Here is a 23,996-nt window from a genome sequence, read left to right on the forward strand (position 1 = left end):
ATGCGCACCTTAAAACTGATTTATAGCTCGGAACAGGAGCTGCAGGCTTACTTGTCCGAGCACAGGCTGAGTTCAGGTCACGGAATTGTTCAGCTATTTTCCGGGCGTAGCCCGGACGAAACCTTGCACGTACAGCGGATGCTTAAAGCCAGCCTTCCCCACTTTGTGCTGATCGGTACTTCCACGGCTGGAGAGATTTATCGTGGTACCTGCGTATCTGAAGCCATTGTGATTGACATCATAATGTTTGAAACTGAGATTGAAGTCATACCATTTTACTCGGCTCTGACGGCCGGTATAGATACTATCCACACTCTGCCGCCAAGGTTACATCCTAAAGTGATGATTTGTTTTGCTAATGCATTACAGGATAGTGCAGAGCCACTTTTAAGCTCGCTTAACCAGCAATACCCAGACAGTTTAGTTACCGGCGGGTACGCTGCTGATAACAATGTTTTTCACAGTACTTTTACACTTTTAGAGGACAAGCTCTATCAGCAAGGTTTAGTAGGGATCGCATTATCCGGTGAGAAACTGCAAACGAGCTTGATAAGTTACCGCGGCTGGCACCCGATTGGCCAAAAGTTTACTGTCACTTCGGTAAAAAATAATGTTCTTTATAGCCTCGATAATACCCCTGTGTTGGAGATCTATCGAAAATATTTAGGTGAGCATGTTCTGAGTGGCTTCCCCAATACAGTGATGGAATTCCCACTCCTGGTTAAAAGAGGCCAGCAACAGTTTTTGCGGGCACCTGTTGGCATTACTTCAGATAAACAAGGGGTAATTTTAGCCGGTAACCTGCAAGTTAACGATCAGGTTTATTTCTCCTTTGCTGATCTGCATGGATTGAGCACAGAAGTACAACAGCTAGAGCAACAAAGTGGCATAGCACCACTGATCTATTCATGTGCTGCCCGAAAAACTTTTATGCAACAGCAAATTGAGCAGGAAGTGTCGAAGCTTGGCACCCTAAATCAAGCTAACGGTTGCTTTTTATACGGAGAATTTGCCACAGAACAACAGCATTTCAGCCTGCATAACCTTTCCAGCACTCTGTTAGTTTTAGCCGAGCAAGCGGAAACTATTGAGTTGCAGTTCACTACATTACGATCGAACACTGCAAAACCCAACTCATTACAAACTCTGGCATTTTTAGCTAAGACGACCGGGGTAGAGTTAAACGAGGCGATGATTTTTCTGGAGCAACAACAGTACGCTTTGAACTATAGCTCTATCGTCTCCATGACTGATCCGCATGGTAATATTACCTACGTAAACAAAAAATTTGAGGAAATCAGCGGCTATAAAAGCCATGAATTGTTAGGAAAAAACCACCGTATTATTAAGAATCCTGCTATGCCGGCAAAAGTGCATCACAGCTTATGGCGAACTATCTCTCAAAAAAAGCCGTGGCAGGGGCTGATGCTGAACAAGCGTAAAGATGGCTCCGGGTATTATGTAAAAACGGTCGTCGTGCCGCTGCTGGATGAGCAGCAAAATATTTCCAGCTTTCTGAGTATCCGCCAGGATATTACCGACGTAGTAAAAGCGCGGCAAACAATAAAAATGCACACCACAGATGCACTTACTGGCTTGCCGAATCGCGCCAAACTTTCTGCCGACTTAAAGCAACAGCAAAGAATCGCTCTGGCTATGATTGATGTACGCAACTTTAAGTTATTAAATGATGTCTGGGGGATGGAACATGGTGACGACATCATAAAAACTATCGCTAACATGTTAAAGGAATATAGCTATAACCTTCGAATTGAACCTTACCGGATTAATGGTGCAACCTTTTCCTTACTTGCAGCGACAAACTTAGACACCACGGTTTTTATCAGGATGTGTGAAAAGTTAAAAGCTCATATCGAAGAACATAGCGTTGATGTAAATGCAAAATCTTTTGATATTACACTTAGCATGGGCGTTGGCATTTCTGAAACGCACTCTATGGCTCTGGCAGAAAGCGCACTGAACGATGCCAAATTAAGTTACACCAGAGGCTGCGTCGTTAAAACAGATCATGATTTAACCAGTAACCGGGCGTACTCCTGTATCGAAGAAGTTCGTAATGCTTTGGCTGAGAAACGCATCATGGCAGTATTTCAGCGGCTGGCTTATGTGAAAGACAGTTTTCAAAATCCTGCCAAATACGAAGCATTAGTAAGAATAAATACCAACGATGGCAGCCTGTTATCACCGGGAGAGTTCTTACAACATATCAAAAAAACCCGCCTCTACGGTGCACTGACGAGAGAAGTAGTAACCATTTCCGTTGATACCGCAAACCGGCTGAACTGCATAATCTCAGTTAATTTATCGATTCAGGATATTGCAGACCAGCAAACCAAAAATTTTATTTTTGACAAGTTACACCAATATGGTGGTGCCAATATGATTTTCGAAATAACTGAGTCAGAAGCGATTCAGGACTTCAACAGCGTAGCTGACTTTATCAAGCAGGTTAGAAAATTCGGTGCCAAAATTGCGATAGACGACTTCGGGAGTGGTTATTCAAACTTTGCGTATTTAGTCGAAATAAAGCCCGATTATATTAAGATCGATGGCTCTATAATCAAAACAATCGTAAAAAATGAAAACAGTCGCTTAGTCACCAAAAGTATTATTGATATGGCACGCAGCCTTAACATTAAAACCATTGCAGAGTTTGTTAGTGAGCAAGATATTCTAGACTGCTTGACTGAGCTGAATGTTGATATGGTACAGGGGTTTCATATTGCCCACCCTCTGCCAATTGAGAAGCTTAGTAAAGAGCTCTCACTTAATTAAACTTGCATATCAGAAATTGCGAATTTTTATACGAGCTGAGCGATTTTCGGTTCTGCAAAACTGGAGAACGTAACAAATTTGTAATCGTAGCATTCTAACAATTACCTAAGAAGACCGTTTGTGTTCGATGCTGTGTTACATGAATACAACAGTATAATTTTTGAACTGCAGTATTGGCGAGCATGTAACATGGTTGCTAGCCGAATCGCCACCGTAAATGGCTGGAATGATGTATTGATGCCAGTATAGTATGCACTCTACTGTGCGAAGTTACATAATGCACAGCTCATGCATGAGCATCACTTCTTTTATAGAGAAGTTAATATGATTAGTGAGTTGCGGATTCAGACAATTAAGCAATTAAAAAAAAGTGAGCGATTTTGATGCTGTCTGAAGTTAAGTATTGACGGCTTTGAACAGCAAAGCAGTCTTTTCTATCAGCCACGGGATATGTCCTCTTCTGGCACAAAGCCACGATCCACGGAAGTGGTACTTTCAGTGATAGTCGTGGTGTTAATTTTCGACAAGTGTTAAGGAACAGTTGCAATGAGGAGGTAAATATAATACCGCGAGTTTGTGCAGCTGAGCGACTTATCTATACTGAAGTTATTAATAGTTCCCACAAATGCCTTTTAGATAATGAAGCTCGTATTTTCCACCAGTGATTTTACTATCCATGGGATTCCATATCAGGACTTTCCAATTCTGCTGGACAAGAACATGGATATATTCGCAGAAGCCCTAGAGTGGCTGGTCTATTACTGTATCAAACGTGGATCAGTGCAAAGTATACGTAGTTGGGAGACCTATGGACGAGATGCATACGACTATTTTGCCTTTATTGAGGCGAATAATTTAGATTGGAGAAGTATTAACTCACGTACAGAAAATCGGCTACTAGCGGTTTACCGAGACGCTTCAATGTCTCAGTTTAATGTTGGAGCAACCACGATCAATCGACGGCTTGGTTTGATCATTAAGTTTTACCAATACGCCTGTAATCGCGGCTGGGTAAGCACTTTGCCATACGAGCTTCAGGACGTCATTGTCCGAAAACCCAAACAGTTTCTCGCACACACTGACACCAGTGGTGGACATAAGATGCGTCCAGACGTGATGTTAAAGCAATCACGCACTCAGATCAAAGTACTGAACGGTGAACAGATTGCTGATTTGCTGAAAGCCACTAGAGATAAAACTTTGTACCTTATGGTCAGATTGGCGCTTAGCACCGGCCTGCGAAAAGAGGAAATTCTGACCTTTCCCTTCAAATATGTGATTAATCCAGCCAGCACTTCTGCACGAAGCCACATCGTCGTCCAACTTAATCCTGCAGAAATGAACACCAAAGGGAGTGTACCGCGATCTATTCATGTGCCAGTCTCAGTGATGTCAGCATTGTGGAATTATGTGATCCACGAACGCTATCAGTTGCTGGCAAGACAAGTAACGCCAACAGACAGACTCTTCGTAGCAAGGCATGGTGAAGCCTGGAGCCTAACGGCCAAGTCTTTTAATAATCAGCTAAAACGCCTCAATTTACCGTTTCATGTAAACCCACATATGTTGAGGCACACCTATGCGACTCATACTTTGAAGTCATTACGCCAGAAAAAAGGCTTGGGCTTTGAACCATTACTGTATGTTCGCGACCGACTGGGACACACCAGTATAACCACCACAGAGCGTTATCTACATTTTCTTCACGAAATCGAAGACGATCTGATCAACAGCTATCAACAAGAGATTGATGCTATATGTGAGGAGATAATCTGATGAGCGGGAAAAAATTTCAGCTACTACCTAAGGAAATCGAACCCATAGCGCCAGCTCTTACAAGTACACACTCTCAGCCACAAATAGCGATAAATTCTTTACCAACAAGCACCATCGTCAAGTTTCCTGAAAACAACTCTACGCTTCGCAACTTCGACTTTTGCCGATTTTACGGCAAGGGTTTCAATGAAATTGTTTTTGCCTGCCAACACACAATAGAACACTTGTTGTCAGAAAGCATCAGTACCCACCAAAGCTCCTTATCTATCGTAAGTATCGCAGGCTATTGCTATATTGGCGCTCGTAATTTATTCGATTTTTGCAGCCTACTTCATGCTAGCGTCAAAAATGACATCACACTGTCCAGCGTTACTCCTAAATACATTATCGAATATATTCAGTACATTAAAGGACTGACACTTGCACCTGCCTCTCAGAAAACGAGCTATACTCTGACAAAATCCTTGTTGATTGCGTGCCATAGAGCCGGATATTTGCCGGATGTAGATATCAAAACTCTTTTTCCACGCAATCCGTTTCCTCATTCCAACAAACAAATGAAAGGTGAGCGACCGTTAAGCCAGCATGAAAAACGCTATCTTGTCCTGGCACTTAAATCTGAAATGAGTCGAATTCTGTCATCGGATATGCCACTTTCAAGTTATGACCTTGCAGTCTGTGTTTTGGCCATTGGCATTTCAACCGGAATGAACCCAACCCCCGTGTTGTCATTACCGATAGATTGCCTTCAACCACACCCACTGAAAGCTAATTTACGACTCTTAGTAGCCTTTAAACGGAGGGGCAATTCAACTCATTTAGTTTCTCTGCGGCAAAGTGAAGATATTGCTCTGCTTCAAAGTGTAAAACTGAATGTCGCAAATACCATCGACATGCTCATTGAACGTAATGCAGCACTGAGGATGCACTATAGCAACCCAAATCACCTGCTAGTCTATCAAAGTGAAAGTGGTGGCAACTATGGTGCTGTCCGGCCACTAAGGTTAAATACCCTTTGGATGTCGATTCAGAACTTAATCGAAAAACATGCCCTAAAAGATGATGATGGTCGCTCCATGAAATTGAGTATGATGCGATTGCGAAAAACCTACATTAACCGCATCTGGGAACTCTCAGGGCAAGATCCCTTAATCACTGCCAGGCATGGCAAACATAACCCCGATACCGCCAACAAACACTATTGGGAGGCACCGCCAGAGGCTGAACGAAATATGCGGTTTATCGGAGAAACCCGAATTAAACAACTTCTGGATGTAACTCATATACCTGCTGACCGCACAGCGATTGCCAGATGCACAGATCCCCGTTACGGCCATCTCGCCCCAAAGAATGGTACTGTGTGTATGGATGTCCTCAACTGCTTTCGCTGCAAAAGCTTTGTCGTTACCGAAGATGATTTATATCGCCTGTATAGCTTTTATTGGGCAGTGGTAAATGAACGGGGCAGTTTCGGCGCAAAACGTTGGGAGAAGTACCTTCGTCATATCATCCGTATCATTGATAACGATATTGGGCCACAATTTGACACTGGGCGAGTAAATGCGGCACGAGAGCAAGCAAAAACATCGCCCCATCCGTTTTGGCGGAGCCTAGATATGGTTAGGTTGACTCAATGAACATGAACGTTTCAGCTGAAGCTATCTTTTCAGATAAAATACGCTTACTTGATACCATCCATTATGAGGATAACCCAAAAGGAATCATTACAGCGGTGAAACTTAGTGATGGTCAATACCATGTACTTTCACGCTATGAAGACTCTGTATGGCAGTTGCCTCACCATTGGTTCCCTCACGGCGTGCAGAATGGTCAAAAGAAACTAAATTTCGAGCGTATTGGAACGCAAAAACTCAGAGTGGCTGCAAAGCTCATTATGGCGAGACAGCTGTGGGGCAGCGAAACGTTCAGCAACAGAAAGGCAGGAAAGTCTTATATTAATCTTTTTGACTCTATCGTCTTACATCTACATTGGTTAAAAACTCGTGATGTAAGCTCCTTAGCTGACATTACCCCCATGCTGGCACAGCAATACGTGCAGCACGTTAAATCACTCATTCACGATAAAGGAAAGCGAAAAGGAACGCCTATAACTGCGAATGTTCAAACATCCAGATTTATGGCAGTTGAAACCTGTTGGCGCAGTACATTGGGAACTGTGCATTCATTTGAGCATCCATGGCCCGAGTCCAGTGCTTCGGTACTATCTGGATTGAAATACAACCTATCACCTAAAACTTCGATTATCCCAGACGTTATTCTTGCTCCATTGGCGCAGTGGGCTGAAAAACAGCTGAGTCGTGCAAATGAGCTCATTGCACACCGAGATTCTATTGCAGAAATGACATTAAAAAGCAAACACCTGGTGAGTCAGAATGATGAAAAGAACCAATTATTAAAACAACGTGGATGGCCCGCAGGACTCCGGCAGCTTAAGAATGCTCTTTTTGAGCTGCGGGATAGTGCCTTTTTACTTATCTTACTTACAACCGGAATGCGTATTCATGAACTATTAAATATTAAACAGGACTGTTGGTACAGTCAGGTTAAAGATGGGGAGAGGTTCTATTTCATTGGATCTCGGTCTGATAAAACCAACGAAGGGCACACCCATTGGCTCTGCCCAAAAATCGCTATTGATGCAGTAAATATACTGGAGCGATTATCTTCACCATTAAACGCATTGTTAAAAACAAGATTACGCGATGCCCAGGATGCTCACCAATATTCTGAAGTCAAGCGACTGGAGGCATTATCAGGTTGCATAGCCCTTTCTGTCGCTACAAAGAACAAGCAAATTAACGTGTTAAGTGGTCACTCATTAACATCTACGTTGCAAATTCGGATAAAAATGCTAGGGCTAGATTGGCATCTGACTCCACATCAGTTCAGGCGAACATTTGCTAACTACGTCGTTCATCACAAGCTTGGAGATCTAAGATACCTGCGTGATCACTTTAAACATTGGTCACTGGACATGGCTGCATTGTATGCAATGAATGAAGTCCAGGATTTGGAGCTTTATGATGAGATATACAGTGCATTTGATACTGTCAGACAAGGAATTATCGGGCACTGGTTAGAACCTGATACCCCTTTGTCTGGAGGGCTCGCGCCATATATCCGTAACCTGCGTGAAAAAGGCGAACATGTGCGTACCTATGCCTCTCGTAAAGAGATGATTAAAGCCATTTCTAACCAAATATTTTTGCGATCAACCAGTATTGCCTGGTGCACTAACGATGATGGCGGTTGTGGTGGTGGCCAGTGCGAGTCGTGTGAGCATGGGGTCATTGACGATAAAAAACAGAAATGGTGGGAGGCAGTCTATGTCCAACAAATTGAGCTTCGCCAATTAAGTGGTATGGGCGAGGCCGAAAACCTTACGATAGAGCGAGCAATAACACGCTGCGAAAAGGTATTGGCGGAGTTAGGGGCTGATATCAGAACAATAAAAGAACGAGTAACATAGAATGTCTGACTATCATACAAAGCACCGTCAGGACACCCATGACAAAATTCGCAGGGCTATTGTCCGACTGGAGCAACAACGACCACAAGTAGTTAATATAGGTCGTAAAATCTCGGTGGCAGCGGTAGCCGAAGAAGCAGGAGTCAGCAGATCTCTTATCCATAATGACTATCCCGACCTTTTAGAGCGGATAAGGGGCAATTCTAATAAGCAAATCCAGGCTCAGCGCAATCGCAAGCATGAAGCATTAAAAAAGGTACAGGAGAAAAACCGGCAGTTACTTGAACTCAACAAGGAGTTGACGAAACAACTGGATGCACTTGCTTCGAAGAACGCCAGTTTGACCTTGGAAATTAGACGGCTACAGGCCATCATTTCTAGCGATAATGTGGCTATTTTTAAAGGAAAAAACACCTAAAAATTGCGAAAAGTGTCACTAAAATCATTCCTAAACATTTCAATGGCTTATCTAATGTAACACTGTTGGTAGAGTACTAATAAATTGGAATTATGTCTACGCCGGCCTGTGCCTGTTAGGTGCGGTGTATTTTATGTTTTTCCGTTCCTGACCTGCTGTGCTTTGACCAGTTCATAGGCGGCCTGAATGTCCTGAGACTTTTTAGTGGCCAGTTCCAGCATCTCAGGCGGCAAACCTTGCGACACCAGCTTGTCCGGGTGATGCTGTGCCATTAATTTTTTGTAGGCTTTTTTCAGAACGGTTTCACTGACCCCAGGCTCAACCCCCAGCACTTTATAAGCGGACGCCAGTTGCTGGCTGTCGTCTTGCTTACTTTGGCCCTGGCGGCTGCGGGCAAAACGGGCTTCAGCTTCATAACGACGCACCATCTGTTGTAACTGTGCTTCAGACAAGCCAAGCGCTTTGGCCACCTTGAGCAGAATGCGCTGCTCCGGCGCACTCAAATCAAGATCGACATAGGCCATGCTGATCTGAATTTCCATAAATAGCAGCAATAAGTCCGGCCGGAAACGAAATACCGTACGAAACTCTGCCAGTTGTTGTTCCACCGGAAAATCGGCTTGCTTGCCGTCACGAAACGCATTTTGCGCTTCCTGCACCTGTGCCGTGGTCAAACCGAGCTGCTGCATAAACACACTGGCTTGTTGTATATGAGCTTGCGTCACCACCCCATTGGCTTTGGCTATATGGCCCATCACGGCAAAGGTGTTGTAGCGGAATATCCCCTGCGCCTCGGTCTGATCGCGGCCAAAACCAGCAAAGCCACCCGCTTGACGAAAAGCCTCGGCATACCTTTTGTCAAACCAATAACCAATCAACAGTCCCAACACCAGGCCGGGCCACTTGAGCAGCGCCATGCCAAACAGCGCACCCAGCAACTTACCCCACATGCCGCTTCTCCAGTAAGTCTGACAACTGAGTCAGCCGTTCCACGGTGCCAATATCAAACCATTGCCCCTGATACAGCTCTGCACTGACCAGTCCCTGCGCCATGGCGCTGCGTAAAAAAGGCGCCAGCTTTTGTTTACCCGCAGGTACCTGCTGAAAAAATGCCGGTCTGTACAGTGCAATACCACTGAAGGTGTATTGAGTAGCCGCCTGCTGCAGCGCCAACCCATCCTGCTGCAGGCCAAAGTCACCTTGCGGATGTTGAGGAGGATTGGGCACCAACACCAAATGCGCCAGTTTGTCTGCAGGCAAATGCAGGGATGAGAAATCGAGATCGGTCCAGATATCGCCATTGACCACCAGAAAAGGCTCGTTGCCTAATAACGGCAAGGCCTGGCGAATACCACCAGCGGTTTCCAGCCCTTCAGTGCCTTCATCCGAATACCGGATCTGTGCGGCAAAACGCTGACCATCCCCAAGATAAGCCGTTAATTTGTCGCCAAGCCAGGCATGATTAATGACCAGCTCGCGATAACCGGCTCTCACCAGGGATTCAATATGGTATTGGATCAGTGGTTTACCTGCAGCGTTCAGCAAAGGTTTGGGTAACTGATCGGTCAAAGGCCGCATGCGTTCGCCGCGACCAGCGGCCAGAATCATGGCTTTCATTTAATACTCCGGTGCCAGTAGAGGAACCACATGCTGCTCCAACCACAACGCCAACGGCTGAAACTCTGGGTAACGCTGACAGCATTCCAGCACATAACCCAATACCCGTGGCAGATCAGGCAAATAGCCTGCTTTGTTGTCCCTGTGATACAGGCGGCTGAAAATGCCCAGCACTTTAATATGACGCTGTAACCCCATCCAATCGAACCAACGGAGAAAAGTCTGCTCGCTGACCTCAGAGCTAAGCTCACCGCGTTGTTGCAACTGCTGATAAAACTCAATCGCCAACTGCTGCACCAAAGCTGGCGGCCATTTGACATAACAGTCTTTCAGCAGGGACACCGCGTCATAGCTGACAGGCCCCAGGACTATGTCCTGAAAATCAATCACCGCTAACTGGCCGTCGGCTTGCGGCATCAGGTTGCGGCTGTGATAATCCCGGTGCATCCCCGCTTTGGGTTGCTGCATGGCCGCATCGCTGAGCAGTGAAAATGCCTGCTGCCAGAGCGCCCAGTCCTGTTCGCTTAGTTCAAGCTGCAAATGCGTGCCCAAAAACCACTCAGGGCAAATCATCAGCTCACGCAGCACAAAAGCCTGGTCAAACTCTGGCAAAGGGCCTGCACTGGTGGCTGCAATAGAACGGATTTTCGGTAGCAGAGCTAAGGCCTGACGATACCAGTCCACTGCAGTCTGCTCGTTAAGCAAAGGCTGCAGCAATTGATCGCCCAGGTCCGACAGCAACAATAGTCCTTGGTCCAGCTCCTTCGCCAGCAGTTGAGGTACCAACAATCCTGCCACCGCCAGACTTTGCTGAGTCGCCACAAAACGGCCACAATCTTCCTGAGGCACTGGCGCATCCATCAAGACGTAGGTCTGCCGGGCTGTACTAACCCGAAAGTAACGTCTGAAACTGGCATCACCGGAAATCGCCGTCAGACTGTAGGGTTCGTTGGTAAAATACTGCTGCAAAAAGAGTGCGATAAGGTCGGAACGGCTGGACACTTTTTACTCCTGTCGGGGTCATAGAGGGCACTATAACGGATTAGCAGGAACGGTAAAATTCATTTATGATAAGGCTCCTGTTTTTTGTCTTTCTCTGCGCGGATTAGAATTTAAGTAGGTTGCATGACCCCCACCCTGATACACAGATTAATTCTGCTGGCACTTGGCCTGCCCTGCCTGGTTCTGGCTGAAGAGCCGGTCGCTCCAGCGAAGCTGTGTTACATACCGGAAGCCCCGCCTGCAGGCTTTGACCAGTTACGCAGCGATGACAGCAGACTGAAGGTCTTATCGGATCGGATTAAGATGCTGCAAAATCAAACCGCAGTGCTTGAAGGCAATATTGAGATCAGCCACCGCAATACCCTGATGACAGCCAATGAGGCCCGTCTGGATCAACAACAACAAACGCTGAATGCCTCTGGTGGCATTGAATACTACAGCCCGGGGCTGAAAGTGAGCAGTAGTGACTTTCATGCCTCATTGAAACAAAACAGCGTTGAGTTAGGCCAGGCCAATTACCGGCTGACCGAACAATCAGGTCGGGGTTTTGCAGAGCGCCTGCAAGCCAAAGAAAAACAAATTGAATTATCAGAAGCCAGCTTTACCACCTGCCCCGAGCAGGACCAAAGCTGGGCCCTGCATGCTCAGTCAATCCAAATTAATAATGAAGAAGGCTGGGGCGAAGCCTGGCACTCCGTGATGAAAATCGGCGATATCCCGGTGTTCTACTTGCCTTACATGACCTTCCCGGTCAGCGAGAAACGCAAAAGTGGTTTGTTGTTTCCGAAGATTGGCAGTTCACAGAAGCTGGGGCTGGACTTAGAAGCGCCTTATTACCTGAATCTGGCGGAAAACTACGATGCAACCCTGACCCCACGTTATATGAGTAAACGTGGTGCACAGTTAAAATCGGAATTCCGTTACCTGACCTCGGGTCAACAGGGTTTTATACAACTGGAAATGATGCCGGAAGATAACGAAAAACCAGCAGGCTTCGGCAGTCGTTATTTAGGCCATCTCAGCCACACCGGCGATTTATCCGAGCGCTGGCGCGCGACTATTGATTTTACCGACGTCAGCGACGATGCCTACCTGACAGAACTCGGTTCCGATTACTCCAACCAGAGTGATACCCAGCTGTACCGGCAGGCCAGTCTGAATTACTTCGGTGACCATGTCGATTCGCAGCTGCAATTGCAGGGTTTTGAAACTCTGGGGAATTACCTGAATTCATATGCGGCCTTGCCCCAGCTGGACCTGCAGTCGGCCGCACCAATGGAGCTTGGGTCTGGCTTGCAGTTTTTGTGGTCAGGTCAGTATGTTCATTTTAAAAATGATGATGCCACCATCCACAGTGCCGACCGCTTGCATCTGGAACCGACGCTGCGCTGGCCATTGCTGACGCCGGCAATGGAATTGGTCGCAGAAACCAGCTTGCTGCATACCCAATACCAGCAGGACACCCGACAGGATTTAGTGGCCGTTGACAAAGACCCAAGCCGGACTCTGCCCAAAGTACGGCTGAATGCCAAATTTAACTTAGAGCGCGAGCTGGAGTGGGACAGCAAGGCAGCTTTGCAGACACTGGAACCACAAATCCAGTACCTGTATATGCCATACCGTGATCAATCCACCATTGGCCGTTATGACAGCACCCGCTTGCAGGATGACTACTATGGTCTGTTCCGGCAGAACCGTTATTCCGGACTGGACCGGATTGCTGACACCAATCAGGTGACCTTGGGGGTCACGACCCGCTTTTACGATGAACAGGACACTGAGCTGTTTCGCTTCAGCCTGGGCCAAATCGTCTACCTGCAGGATGCCAGAAGTATCGACGCCGTTACGGGTGAAACAGTGCAGGCTGATTCGGTGCTTGCCTCTGAACTGTTATGGCACTGGCGTAAAGGCTGGTACCTCAATACCGCAGTACAATATGACGCGAGCACTGAACGTTTAGTAAAAAGCAGTGCCTCAGTGGACTACATCGCTGATGATAATACGGTTCTGCAATTGAACCACCGCTATAGCAGATCGGTCTCAGACTACGAAGTTGAGCAGGCTGGCTTATTGGGAACCACACCGATCAGCGATCAATGGAAGTTGGTTGCCAGTTATTACCGTGACCTGAATCAGGATCAAATGATGGAAGCCAGCCTGGGTTTGCAGTATGAAGACTGCTGCTGGGCTGTGCGGTTAGTGGCCAGACGCCAGATAAATACCAACCTGGAACAGGCGGTGAATGATCCGCTGCTTGCCCCCAGTTTTGACAACGGGGTTGCCATCCAGTTTGTCTTAAAAGGTTTTGGTCAATCCGCTGGCTTCAGTGTGGCCGATATGCTCAGTGATGGTATATTCGGCTACCGTCGCCCTTATTTACTAAATAATTAACGCAGGAATTTATGAAGTTACAATCAGTTTTGCTCACGTCCTTGCCTCTGCTGTTCTGCCTGAACAGTCAGGCTGTGGAACAGAAAGTGGATGGAGTTGCCGCCATAGTCAACAATGGCGTCGTGCTTCAGACCGAAGTGAACAATATGGTGGCGATGGTCAAACGCAATGCCGAATCTCAGGGACAGACCTTACCGTCCGACCGTGCGCTGCAAACGCAGGTGCTGGAACGTCTGATCAATACCAGCCTGCAGCTGCAGATGGCGAAACGTATGGGTTTGCAGATCACCGACCCGCAACTGGACCAATCACTGGAAAACGTGGCCCGCGGCGAAAACCTCAGTCTGGAGCAGTTCCGTCAGCGTATTATTGAAGAAGAAGGTGATTACCAGGCGTTTCGTGAACGCTTCCGCGATGAACTGACCACCAGCGAAGTGTTACGTGCCAACGTACAGCGCCGTGTCTATATCAGCCCGCAGGAAATCGATAACCTGATGCGTGTGATGGACGAACAGGGCGCCAGCAACGAACAGTACAATATCGGCCATATCCTGGTCGCAGTGCCAAGTCAGGCGAGCCCGGAAGAGTTGGCCGACGCCAAAGACCGTGCCGACAAGGTTATGAAATTGCTGCGCGACGGCAGTGAGTTCCGTAAAATTGCCATCGCCTCCTCATCAGACACCACAGCACTGGACGGCGGTGATATGGGCTGGATGAACATCAACGAAATGCCGACATTGTTCGCAGACGCCATCCGCGGCAAAAAGAAAACCGACCTGATTGGCCCGCTGCGCTCTGGTGCAGGTTTCCACATTCTGACCATTTTTGATATCCGCGGTGCCAATGTGGCCGAGCTGCAGGAAGTGAAATCCCGTCACGTGCTGATTAAACCGTCCATCATTATGAGCGAAGAAAAAGCCCGAGACACTCTGGCGAAGTTTGTCGCCGATTTCAAAGCAGGCAAAGCCGACTTTGCAGAATTTGCTTCGGCAAACTCAGAAGATCCTGGTTCTAAACTGAAAGGTGGCGATTTGGGTTGGGCCGACCCGGCCATGTATGTACCCGCTTTCCGCGACACGTTACAGCGCCTGCAAAAAGACGAAATCAGCGAACCATTCCGTACCGAACACGGCTGGCACATCGTGCAGTTACTGGACCGTCGTACCGTGGATATGACTGCTGAGAAAAAACAGGATCAGGTCTATCGCATGTTGTTTAACCGCCGCTTTGCGGAAGAGCAGGCCAACTTCCTGCGCGAATTACGCGACCAGGCTTACATTGAAGTATTGGATCAGGCGGAATGACGTTACGGATTGCACTGACCCCAGGAGAACCTGCCGGTATAGGCCCTGACCTGGCGATTATGCTGGCCCAGCGCAGCTGGCCTGTGCAACTGGTGGTCTGTGCCAATGCGGAACTGTTAAAGCAACGGGCTCAGCAGTTAGGCTTGCCATTGCAGCTGGTCCCTTATCAGGCCGAGCTACCGCCAACCCCTCAACAGGCAGGGACCCTGGCAGTGCATGATTTTGCGCTGGAGCAGCAGGTGGAAGCCGGTCAGCTGAACGAAGCTAACGGGCATTATGTGGTCCAGACCCTGACCTATGCGGGCTCAGGCGCTATGTCAGGCGAGTTTGCCGCTATTGTCACCGGCCCCGTCCATAAAGGTGTCATCAACCAAGCCGGCATCCCGTTCAGCGGCCATACCGAGTTCTTTGCCCAGCAATCCAATACGCCCTATGTGGTGATGATGCTGGCCACCGAAGGGCTGCGGGTGGCACTGACCACCACGCACATCCCACTCGCTTATGTCGCCAAAGCTATTACTTATGAGCGGCTGCAGCAGGTGACCCGCGTGCTGCATAAAGATTTACAGCAAAAATTCGCTATTCCTGATCCGGTGATTTATGTCTGCGGCCTGAACCCGCATGCAGGGGAAGATGGCCATCTGGGCCGGGAAGAAATTGATGTGATGATCCCGGCATTAAACGAGCTGCGTGCTGAAGGCATGCAGCTCGTTGGCCCCTTGCCAGCCGACACCTTGTTTCAGCCTAAATACCTGGACCATGCTGATGCTGTATTAGCCATGTACCATGATCAGGGCCTGCCGGTATTGAAACACAAAGGTTTTGGCAAATCCGTTAATATTAGTCTGGGCTTGCCATTGATCCGCACTTCGGTGGATCACGGTACAGCACTGGATTTAGCCGGTACAGGTAAAGCTGATCCCGGTAGTTTATTTCACGCAGTAGAACAGGCCATCGATTTGGCCAGACGAGCACAAGTACACCATGTCTGATAAAGTCCATTTGGGCCACCACGCCCGCAAACGTTTTGGCCAGAATTTTTTGCACGATCCTGCAGTGATTGGTCGCATTGTCCGCGCCATCAACCCAAAACCCGATGATATTCTGGTTGAAATAGGCCCAGGCCTTGGCGCCCTGACAGAACCTGTGGCTGAACAAGCCGGTCATCTGACTGTGGTTGAACTGGACAGAGATTTGGCAGAACGTTTGCAACAGCATCCTACACTGTCGGACAAGCTGAGTATCTATCAGGCTGACGCGATGAAATTCGATTTTCGTCAGTTGTTGCAACCGGGTAAAAAGCTGAAAATTTTCGGCAACCTGCCCTACAACATTTCGACCCCTTTACTGTTTCATCTGTTTGACTATGCAGACTCGATTGAAAACATGCACTTTATGCTGCAAAAAGAAGTGGTTGAACGGATGACTGCCGGTCACGGCTCCAAGACCTACGGCCGTTTAACGGTGATGACCCAGTTTTTTTGTCAGGCGATTCCTGTGGTCGAAGTTGGTCCAGGCGCCTTTAAACCAGCCCCCAAAGTAGACTCCGCCGTAGTCAGGTTAATTCCGAAACCTGTGGCAGAACGGCACAATGTGTCCGTGCAGGTGCTGAACCGGGTTTGTCTTGAAGCCTTTAATCAGCGCCGCAAAACACTGCGTAACTGCTTTGCTAATTTCGCTACCGCCGAGCAACTGGAACAGTTGGGTTTAGACCCCACGCTCAGACCTGAGCAGCTGTCGGTTGAACAATTTATTCAACTGGCGGCCTGGTTGCAACAACAGGAGCCTGTCGAATGAGTCTGAGCTTCGAAATTCCAGTGCAGGTCGACACTTTTTACATCGCAGCACAATCCGACCCGGCACAGAACCGTTATGTCTTTGCTTACACCATTACTCTGCGCAACCTCAGCAGCGAATCTGTGCAGTTGCTCAAACGCTATTGGCTGATTACCGATGCCAATGGCAAAGAAACCGAAGTCTATGGCGATGGTGTTGTCGGCGAGCAGCCACAGCTGGCGCCGGGAGCGAGCTACAGTTACACCAGCGGTGCCGTGCTGGAAACCCCGGTTGGCACTATGCAAGGCCATTATGAAATGACCAGCCAAAGCCAACTGAGTTTTAAAACGTCCATTCCATTATTCCGGCTGGCCATGCCGAACATTCTGAATTGATATGGCCCGTTATGTCATCGGCGACATACAGGGCTGTCTGCCACAGCTAAAACAGCTGCTGGCGCGGCTGCAATTTAATTCGGCTCAGGACGAGCTGTGGTTCTGTGGTGACCTGGTTGCCCGCGGCCCGGAATCACTGCAGACCTTGCGATTTATCAAAGCATTGGGCCCTCAGCATAAAGTGGTGCTCGGCAATCACGATTTACACTTGCTGGCCTGTGCATACGGCGTTGCGACAGCCAAAGCATCAGACCAGATTGACCAGGTATTGCAGGCACCGGACCGCGATGAACTGCTGGATTGGCTGCGGTATCAACCACTGATGCATTACGAGCCGCAGGAACAACTGCTGCTTGTGCATGCCGGACTGGCGCCGGGTTGGTCTGTTGCCACCGCATTGCAGGCCTGCGCGAAAGTAGAGCAACTGTTGCGGCAATCGCCGATGCAGTTATTTCTGCACATGTATGGCAACGAACCCACTTTATGGCATCAGGCCACAACAGACGCAGAGCGTTGGCGTTTCACCGTCAATAGCTGTACCCGAATGCGTTATTGCCAGCACAATGGCGCTTTGGAACTAAAAGAGAAACGTCCACCAACGGAAGTGCCTCAATTGCGGCCATGGTATGAGTTTTGGCAAGAAGTGCCGCACCCACAGATCTTTTTTGGTCATTGGGCTTCGTTAATGGGCTTGAGTCCGGTCAAAGGAATTCATGCTCTGGATACAGGCTGTGTTTGGGGAAATTCACTTACCGCCTATTGTATTGAAAGTGGTCAACGGTATAGTGTCTAATCGGGTAAGTCGCGGTTATAATGCCGCACATATTTAGAAAAACAACAGTAACAATAGTTTTGCCTTATGGGCAGCAACCGCAAATGCGTTTTGATCTTGGGAGTCAAAGTATGAAGTTAACGGTCGCCTTGCGGATTATCGGTGGTTTTGGTGTGATTTCACTGTTACTGCTGATTATCGGCATCACTTCTTTTATGAGCCTGAGCAGTATCAACAGCTCTACGTCCCAGGTAAACGATATCTCGATACCTGCACTGGAAAACAGTGCTGTCTTACAAAGCGAATTTGTCAAAATGAGCAAAGTAAGCCTGCAGGCTTTTAATGCAGACGAAGTTAAGCAGGTGAAAACCTTTAAGAGTTCGTTCGACCAGGAAAAAGCCCTGTATGAAGCTTCCGCAGCGGCACTGCAATCCGTTGTGGCTGAAGAAGAACAGCTGGCCAACTCCTTTAAACAGGTTCTGGCTGCATACACTGACTTTGTTCCGGTCAGTGATAAGTTATTCAATGAACTGCAAAACAAACTGACATTGCGTGATGAAATTGCCAGCAAATTGTCTGACCTCGAAATGAATTCTGATGATTCGGCTTCATTGTTGCTGGATTTCAGCGATGTTCGTGAGGTGAATCGTCGTTTTCCAAATGCAGCTAAAGCTGCCACTGAACTGGAAACGGGTCTGAATACACTGGTCAGTGTGGTGGTTGATTTGACCAGAACAAACAACCCATCGACCTCAGACACTATTTCGAACGAAATTAAATCCCGCGTTGATGGTGTAAGCCAGCAAATGACCGCTATCCGTAACGAAGCCGGTAGCAGTGTAGATATGGTCGCCGAGCTGGATGAAAAAATCACGGCAATCACTGAACTCTTAATTGGTGGCGACGGCATCCTGAGTCTGAAAACAAAAATGCTGGCCGCTTCAGCCTCGTCTGAAAAACTGCTGCAAAATGCTGAAGATCTGAACAAAGCAGCTCTTGAAAGCCTGAATGCCTTGTTAAGCCGTGCCCGCGCGGTCGCCGGAGAAATTCAGGGTGAAGCGCAGAGCAGCGTGAACACAGCTATCTCCATCATTATCATTTTGTCACTAGCCTCCATTGCCGGCGCAGCTGTGGTCGCCACACTGACAGTCAGAAGAGTGACTCAGCCATTGGCTAAGGTGAATGAGATGCTCGGTGTGGTTGCATCTGGTGATTTAACCAAACGTCTGGATGACAGTTCACAAGATGAATTTGGAGAGCTGGCCCGCAACTGCAACAAGGTAATTACCAATCTTCGTCAGCTGATCCAGGGGATTATCTCTCGCTCTACACAGCTGGCTGCGGCATCTGAACAGACCTCGGCTATTACAGTGGAAACCACCACAGCAATCCGTGAGCAAAAATCTCAGGTCACCCAAGCGGCAACTGCGACCACAGAAATGAGCAGTACGTCACAAGGTGTGATGCAAAGCTCGAACGACGCACTGGGTCAGATCAAAAATGCGGATAGCGAAGCAGAGCGCGTAAAAACCATTTCAGAAAATAACAAACAGACCATTCTGCAGTTATCTCACGAAGTGGAACAGGCCTCAGGTGTGATTAACAAGCTGCATAAAGACAGTGCCTCAATTGGTAGCATCCTAGATGTTATTCGGGGTATCGCTGAACAGACCAACCTGCTGGCATTAAACGCAGCGATTGAAGCTGCCCGTGCCGGTGAACAAGGTCGTGGTTTTGCCGTAGTTGCTGATGAAGTTCGCTCTCTTGCCAGCAAGACCCAAGCTTCTACCCAAGAAATCCAGGCGATGATCCAGGTATTACAGACTGGCGCTCATGCCGCAGTGGAAGCGATGAACAAAGGCAAGAAACAAGCCGAAAACTGTGTCACTCAGACCGAAGTCGCTGCTGAAGCACTGGAATCTATAACCAATGCAGTTCATCTGGCACACGACATGAGTGAGCAAATTTCGCATGCTGCCCGTGAGCAAAACCAAGTCTCGAATGAGATCAGTCATCTGTTGGAGTCGATTGTGACTATCGCAGAACAAACAGCTTCAGGAGCTGAGCAGACATCGCAGTCCAGCCATGAAGTGGCACGTCTGGCGGAAGAATTACGTCAGTCAGTGGACCAATTCAAAGTCTAAAAGACTCGGATCCTATCCGCTGAAATAAAAAATCCGCCAACAGGCGGATTTTTTATTCTGTCAAACAATACTTAATCACCACCGCCGGCACGGGCTTTCAACACGGCCAGTAAAGGCGATGCAGAAAAGCCGTTTGCTTCAGCCCAGGCAATATCGCCAGAAGCGGTAATGTGCGCACCAGGCAACTGCTTGGCAATAAATTCACCGACGTCGTTCGCATTACTTTTGAAAGCAAGACGCAGCAATGAATCCCCGTTGCAAATCACACCATCATAAATATTGCGTAAGCGTAAACGATAGTCGCTTAGCACTTTACGCAGACGGTTTTTGTCGTCAGCCTTGACATAGTCACACATAGAGGCAGCCAGCTGATCGTCAGCCTTCGCTTCCGGAGACACAACGATAGCTCCCGCTACCACAACTCCCAACAACACTGCTGGCAACAATTTCATACCCAACTCCTGCACTGACAAAAAACAGACAAATTTATCTTAACAATATGTCTGCGCAGGTGCAAACCTAGGTTATTTAACTGCGAATTAAGGTGAGAAACTGATAAGAATAGGGATTTTTTTCGTCAGGTTGATGGGATTCAGTCGACTGGACCTGCCAGCTTGCATGTGCCAGGTAGTCAGGAAAGCATGCGTCGCCTTCCACTTTGAGGTCAATATGAGTGAGGTAAAGAACTGAAGCCAAAGGCAAAGCCTGGCGATACACTTCAGCGCCACCAATCACCATGACTTCGGTCTCAGCAGAAACAAGCGTTAACGCCGCGTCCAGGCTATTCACCCACTCCGCATCGTGGCTAAGCGCGTCACCGCGGCTAATAACAATATTGCGCCGGCCTGGCAGGGCTTTGCCTATCGATTGATAGGTTTTACGGCCCATAATCACCGGTTTGCCTAAAGTAACAGTCTTAAAGTGCTTCAAATCAGCAGGCAGATGCCAAGGCATCTGGTTATCTTTTCCAATAACCCTTTCATCTGCCATCGCAGCTATCAGCGCAATCTTCATGCCACAGCCTTAACGACGGTAAATGACTTCAACGCCATAATCGTCGTCGTCAAAGTCTTCGTCATCATCCAGGTCGTCTTCAAGATTCATCACATCAGAGTGGTAGTCGTCCCACTTAAAGGTGACTGGTGCTGCATCAATCTGTTCCTGAATCTTATCCTGAGGCAGAGTTTCCAGGTAGGCATGAATATCGCCGGCCATTTGCTGAGTGTTGGTGCGACTGGCCGCTGCAATTTTATGAACAGGACCTTCCCAGTTCAATGCAGCAGTCACAGACGCAATCACTTCATCCTGCTCATCGTCCAGTAACAAGTCGATTTTGTTAAACACTAGCCAACGTGGCTTGCCTGCCAGCTTATCGCTGTACTTCTCCAGCTCGCGAATAATTGTCAACGCGTTCTCTGCAGGATCCGAACCATCAGCCGGTAAAACGTCGACCACATGTAGTAACAAGCGGCAGCGCTCCAGGTGCTTGAGGAATTGAATGCCTAAACCTGCGCCTTCTGCCGCGCCTTCGATTAAGCCAGGGATATCTGCGATCACGTAAGATTTATGTGCTTCAACCCGCACTACGCCTAAGTTTGGCACTAAGGTGGTAAACGGATAGTCAGCTACTTTTGGTTTTGCTGAAGAGACGGCCCGGATCAGCGTCGATTTACCAGCGTTAGGCAGACCCAGTAGACCGACATCAGCCAATAACAGCAATTCCAGACGGATATTACGCACTTCACCCGGCGTACCATTGGTTTTTTTACGCGGAGCCCGATTGGTACTGCTGGCAAAACGAGCGTTACCCAAACCGTGCCAGCCGCCTTTGGCCACCATCAGTTTATTGCCAGCTTTGGTCAGATCCCCAATGACTTCATCGGTATCCATATCAACAGCGCGGGTTCCGACAGGCACACGCAAGATTAAATCAGAACCACGCTTACCGGTACAATTGGTACTCATGCCATTCTGACCACGCTCAGCCTGGTGATATTTTTCAAACTGATAATCCACCAGAGTGTTCAGGTTGGTGTCAGCGACCAAATAAACGTCGCCACCATCACCACCATCACCACCATTTGGGCCACCTTTGGCAACAAATTTTTCGCGGCGGAAACTGACAATACCGTTGCCACCGTCGCCGGCTTCAACTCGAATTTCCGCTTCATCTACGAATTTCATCTGGATTATCCTGCGTCAAAATAATTGGCTTCATTATACAACCCTAGCAGCAATTTGAAGCCTGGCTGTATATAAACAAAAGCCCCGCACTAGGCGGGGCTTTATCAATTCGGCTACTGTTACTCAGTAACAATGCTCACGAACTTGCGGTTGTACTCGCCTTTCGTTTCGAACTGAACTTTACCGTCTGTCAGAGCGAATAAAGTGTGGTCTTTACCGATACCTACGTTAGTACCAGCGTGGAATTTAGTACCACGTTGACGCACGATGATGTTACCAGCTAAAACCGACTCACCACCAAAACGCTTAACACCTAAGCGTTTCGCTTCTGAATCGCGACCGTTACGAGTGCTACCTACACCTTTTTTACTTGCCATGAGTAGTTACTCCTCTTAAGCGCTGATGCTGGTAATTTTCACTTCAGTAAACCACTGGCGATGGCCAGCTTGTTTACGATAGTGCTTACGACGACGGAACTTAACGATTTTAACTTTATCGCCACGGCCATGATTGACCACTTCCGCTACTACTTTGCTGCCGGCAACTACTGGAGTACCGATTTTGATGTCTTCGCCGTTGGCGATCATCAGAGCTGCAAATTCAATAGTTGCGCCGGTTTCTAAGTCCAGTTTTTCTAGACGAAGGGTTTGACCTTCAGTTACACGGTGCTGTTTACCACCACTTTGGAAAACCGCGTACATAGTTAACTCCAAACAAAGCACGCCAACTCTTTGGGGCGTGTTAATTACAAATCACAGGGCGCGAATTGTACGCAATTTCCCCTACCCCCGCAAGTGCAATTATGAAAAAGATCAGCGTAGACAAAAAGATCAGATTTCCTTTAGCTCCGTTGCGGCTCTGGTGTAGAATTGGCGCAACTAAAATGCCTAAGCAGTTGTTTTTATTTCATGACGCTTGAACAAATCCGCCAGTTAAGTCTTGAAGACATGACGGCCGTGAACCAGCATATATTCTCTCAACTGACGTCAGAAGTCGCTCTGATCAATCAGTTAGGTATTTATATTGTAAACAGCGGCGGTAAACGACTACGCCCGCTGCTGGCAGTTTTAGCCGCACGAGCGCTTGGCTATCAAGGTGAGCAGCATGTCACCCTGGCCACTATTATTGAATTCATCCATACCGCCACTCTGCTGCATGATGACGTTGTTGATGAGTCGATGCTGCGTCGCGGTAAAGAAACGGCCAACGCTGTTTTTGGTAACCAAGCCAGCGTGTTGGTCGGAGATTTCCTCTATACACGCGCCTTCCAGTTAATGGTGTCACTCGACAAGATGCAAATCATGCAAATTCTGGCAGACGCTACTAACGTGATAGCTGAAGGCGAAGTGTTGCAGCTGATGAACGTGAATGATCCGCAAACGACTGAGCAAAGTTATATGCAAGTGATTTACTGCAAAACTGCGAAGTTATTCGAGGCAGCCACTCAATTAGCAGCGATACTGGCAAACCAGTCCGACACTGTTGTCAACGCGATGAAGCTGTATGGCATGCATTTGGGCACTGCCTTCCAGTTGATTGATGATGTGCTGGATTATCAGGCGGATGCGGACGAGCTAGGCAAAAACATTGGTGATGACTTGGCTGAAGGTAAACCGACACTGCCATTGATCTACGCCTTACGTCAGACCTCAGGCGAAGAACAGCAGCTATTAAAAGATGCGATAGAACATGCCAATGGCATGCAGCACCTCGACCGCATTCTAGCCATCCTGCAGCGCACTAACGCCTTTGTTTACACACGCAAGATTGCAGAGCAGGAGGCTGATAAAGCAAAGTCGGCCATCGCGTTTTTACCCGAAGGCCCTTATAAGCAGGCATTAGAGACTTTGGCCGATATCGCGGTCGAACGCTCACATTAATTTTGAAGGCAGAACTCTCCAATTTCAGGCGCAGTTCCCGCAAATAAAAAA

The 23,996-nt window shown here is 48.0% G+C and carries 21 protein-coding genes; 13 read left to right on the forward strand and 8 right to left on the reverse strand.

Going from position 1 to position 23,996, the window contains the following annotated elements:
• The 5 genes from ACFO3I_RS13615 (at position 1) to ACFO3I_RS13635 (ending at position 8,480) form a co-directional block, all read left to right on the forward strand.
• Entirely contained in the window at positions 1-2,796 is a 2,796-nt protein-coding gene (locus ACFO3I_RS13615) for an EAL domain-containing protein (RefSeq protein WP_377334759.1), read from the forward strand.
• A gap of 720 nt (positions 2,797-3,516) precedes the next feature.
• Complete coding sequence (locus ACFO3I_RS13620) at positions 3,517-4,572, forward strand: tyrosine-type recombinase/integrase (RefSeq protein WP_377334761.1); 1,056 nt, start codon at positions 3,517-3,519, stop codon at positions 4,570-4,572.
• The gene (locus ACFO3I_RS13625; RefSeq protein ID WP_377334763.1) at positions 4,572-6,209 is read left to right on the forward strand and encodes a hypothetical protein; all 1,638 of its coding nucleotides are present in this window, start codon (positions 4,572-4,574) and stop codon (positions 6,207-6,209) included. Before ACFO3I_RS13620 ends, ACFO3I_RS13625 begins: the two co-directional genes overlap by 1 nt.
• Complete coding sequence (locus ACFO3I_RS13630; protein ID WP_377334765.1) at positions 6,206-8,062, forward strand: tyrosine-type recombinase/integrase; 1,857 nt, start codon at positions 6,206-6,208, stop codon at positions 8,060-8,062. The genes ACFO3I_RS13625 and ACFO3I_RS13630 overlap by 4 nt, the downstream gene beginning before the upstream one ends.
• A gap of 1 nt (position 8,063) precedes the next feature.
• Positions 8,064-8,480 (forward strand): hypothetical protein, encoded by a 417-nt coding sequence (locus tag ACFO3I_RS13635; protein ID WP_377334767.1) that lies wholly within the window; start codon positions 8,064-8,066, stop codon positions 8,478-8,480.
• 131 nt (positions 8,481-8,611) lie between these two features.
• Here ACFO3I_RS13635 and djlA read toward each other — a convergent pair whose 3' ends face one another.
• Genes djlA through ACFO3I_RS13650 form a run of 3 tightly spaced genes read right to left on the reverse strand, consistent with a single transcriptional unit; the run spans position 8,612 to position 11,099 of the window.
• Entirely contained in the window at positions 8,612-9,430 is an 819-nt protein-coding gene (gene djlA, locus ACFO3I_RS13640; RefSeq protein WP_377334769.1) for a co-chaperone DjlA, read from the reverse strand.
• Positions 9,420-10,097: an N-acetylmuramate alpha-1-phosphate uridylyltransferase MurU gene (murU, locus tag ACFO3I_RS13645; RefSeq protein WP_377334771.1), complete on the reverse strand. Its 678-nt coding sequence runs from the start codon at positions 10,095-10,097 to the stop codon at positions 9,420-9,422. The genes djlA and murU overlap by 11 nt, the downstream gene beginning before the upstream one ends.
• The gene (locus ACFO3I_RS13650; RefSeq protein WP_377334773.1) at positions 10,098-11,099 is read right to left on the reverse strand and encodes an aminoglycoside phosphotransferase family protein; all 1,002 of its coding nucleotides are present in this window, start codon (positions 11,097-11,099) and stop codon (positions 10,098-10,100) included.
• Between the two features lie 123 nt (positions 11,100-11,222).
• Here ACFO3I_RS13650 and ACFO3I_RS13655 point away from each other — a divergent pair, with 123 nt between their 5' ends.
• From ACFO3I_RS13655 to ACFO3I_RS13685, 7 genes are all read left to right on the forward strand, one after another.
• Positions 11,223-13,490 carry an LPS-assembly protein LptD gene (locus ACFO3I_RS13655; RefSeq protein ID WP_377334775.1) on the forward strand — a complete coding sequence of 756 codons (2,268 nt, stop codon included), beginning with the start codon at positions 11,223-11,225 and terminating at the stop codon, positions 13,488-13,490.
• Positions 13,491-13,501: 11 nt separating this feature from the next.
• The gene (gene surA, locus ACFO3I_RS13660; protein WP_377334777.1) at positions 13,502-14,794 is read left to right on the forward strand and encodes a peptidylprolyl isomerase SurA; all 1,293 of its coding nucleotides are present in this window, start codon (positions 13,502-13,504) and stop codon (positions 14,792-14,794) included.
• Positions 14,791-15,786, forward strand: coding sequence for a 4-hydroxythreonine-4-phosphate dehydrogenase PdxA (gene pdxA, locus ACFO3I_RS13665; protein WP_377334779.1), 996 nt, complete (start codon positions 14,791-14,793; stop codon positions 15,784-15,786). Before surA ends, pdxA begins: the two co-directional genes overlap by 4 nt.
• Entirely contained in the window at positions 15,779-16,591 is an 813-nt protein-coding gene (rsmA, locus tag ACFO3I_RS13670) for a 16S rRNA (adenine(1518)-N(6)/adenine(1519)-N(6))-dimethyltransferase RsmA (protein WP_377334781.1), read from the forward strand. The genes pdxA and rsmA overlap by 8 nt, the downstream gene beginning before the upstream one ends.
• Complete coding sequence (gene apaG / locus ACFO3I_RS13675) at positions 16,588-16,965, forward strand: Co2+/Mg2+ efflux protein ApaG (protein ID WP_377334783.1); 378 nt, start codon at positions 16,588-16,590, stop codon at positions 16,963-16,965. Before rsmA ends, apaG begins: the two co-directional genes overlap by 4 nt.
• 1 nt (position 16,966) lies before the next feature.
• Positions 16,967-17,758 carry a symmetrical bis(5'-nucleosyl)-tetraphosphatase gene (locus ACFO3I_RS13680; protein ID WP_377334785.1) on the forward strand — a complete coding sequence of 264 codons (792 nt, stop codon included), beginning with the start codon at positions 16,967-16,969 and terminating at the stop codon, positions 17,756-17,758.
• Positions 17,759-17,868: 110 nt separating this feature from the next.
• Positions 17,869-19,881, forward strand: a complete 2,013-nt coding sequence (locus ACFO3I_RS13685) for a methyl-accepting chemotaxis protein (RefSeq protein ID WP_377334787.1) — start codon at positions 17,869-17,871, stop codon at positions 19,879-19,881.
• Between the two features lie 71 nt (positions 19,882-19,952).
• Here the strand turns inward: ACFO3I_RS13685 and ACFO3I_RS13690 are convergent, their stop codons facing one another.
• The 5 genes from ACFO3I_RS13690 to rplU form a co-directional block, all read right to left on the reverse strand.
• Positions 19,953-20,333, reverse strand: a complete 381-nt coding sequence (locus ACFO3I_RS13690; RefSeq protein ID WP_377334789.1) for a DUF3718 domain-containing protein — start codon at positions 20,331-20,333, stop codon at positions 19,953-19,955.
• 76 nt (positions 20,334-20,409) lie between these two features.
• Entirely contained in the window at positions 20,410-20,895 is a 486-nt protein-coding gene (gene folA / locus ACFO3I_RS13695; protein ID WP_377334791.1) for a type 3 dihydrofolate reductase, read from the reverse strand.
• A 9-nt stretch (positions 20,896-20,904) separates the two neighbouring features.
• Complete coding sequence (gene cgtA / locus ACFO3I_RS13700; RefSeq protein WP_377334793.1) at positions 20,905-22,065, reverse strand: Obg family GTPase CgtA; 1,161 nt, start codon at positions 22,063-22,065, stop codon at positions 20,905-20,907.
• 119 nt (positions 22,066-22,184) lie between these two features.
• Positions 22,185-22,442 carry a 50S ribosomal protein L27 gene (rpmA, locus tag ACFO3I_RS13705; RefSeq protein WP_377334795.1) on the reverse strand — a complete coding sequence of 86 codons (258 nt, stop codon included), beginning with the start codon at positions 22,440-22,442 and terminating at the stop codon, positions 22,185-22,187.
• A gap of 15 nt (positions 22,443-22,457) precedes the next feature.
• On the reverse strand, positions 22,458-22,766 hold the full coding sequence (gene rplU, locus ACFO3I_RS13710; RefSeq protein ID WP_337843129.1) for a 50S ribosomal protein L21: 309 nt from the start codon (positions 22,764-22,766) through the stop codon (positions 22,458-22,460).
• Positions 22,767-22,973: 207 nt separating this feature from the next.
• Here rplU and ispB point away from each other — a divergent pair, with 207 nt between their 5' ends.
• On the forward strand, positions 22,974-23,945 hold the full coding sequence (gene ispB / locus ACFO3I_RS13715; RefSeq protein WP_377334798.1) for an octaprenyl diphosphate synthase: 972 nt from the start codon (positions 22,974-22,976) through the stop codon (positions 23,943-23,945).
• Positions 23,946-23,996 lie beyond the last annotated feature (51 nt).

This window comes from Rheinheimera marina, assembly GCF_042654345.1.
Lineage (GTDB): Bacteria > Pseudomonadota > Gammaproteobacteria > Enterobacterales > Alteromonadaceae > Pararheinheimera > Pararheinheimera marina.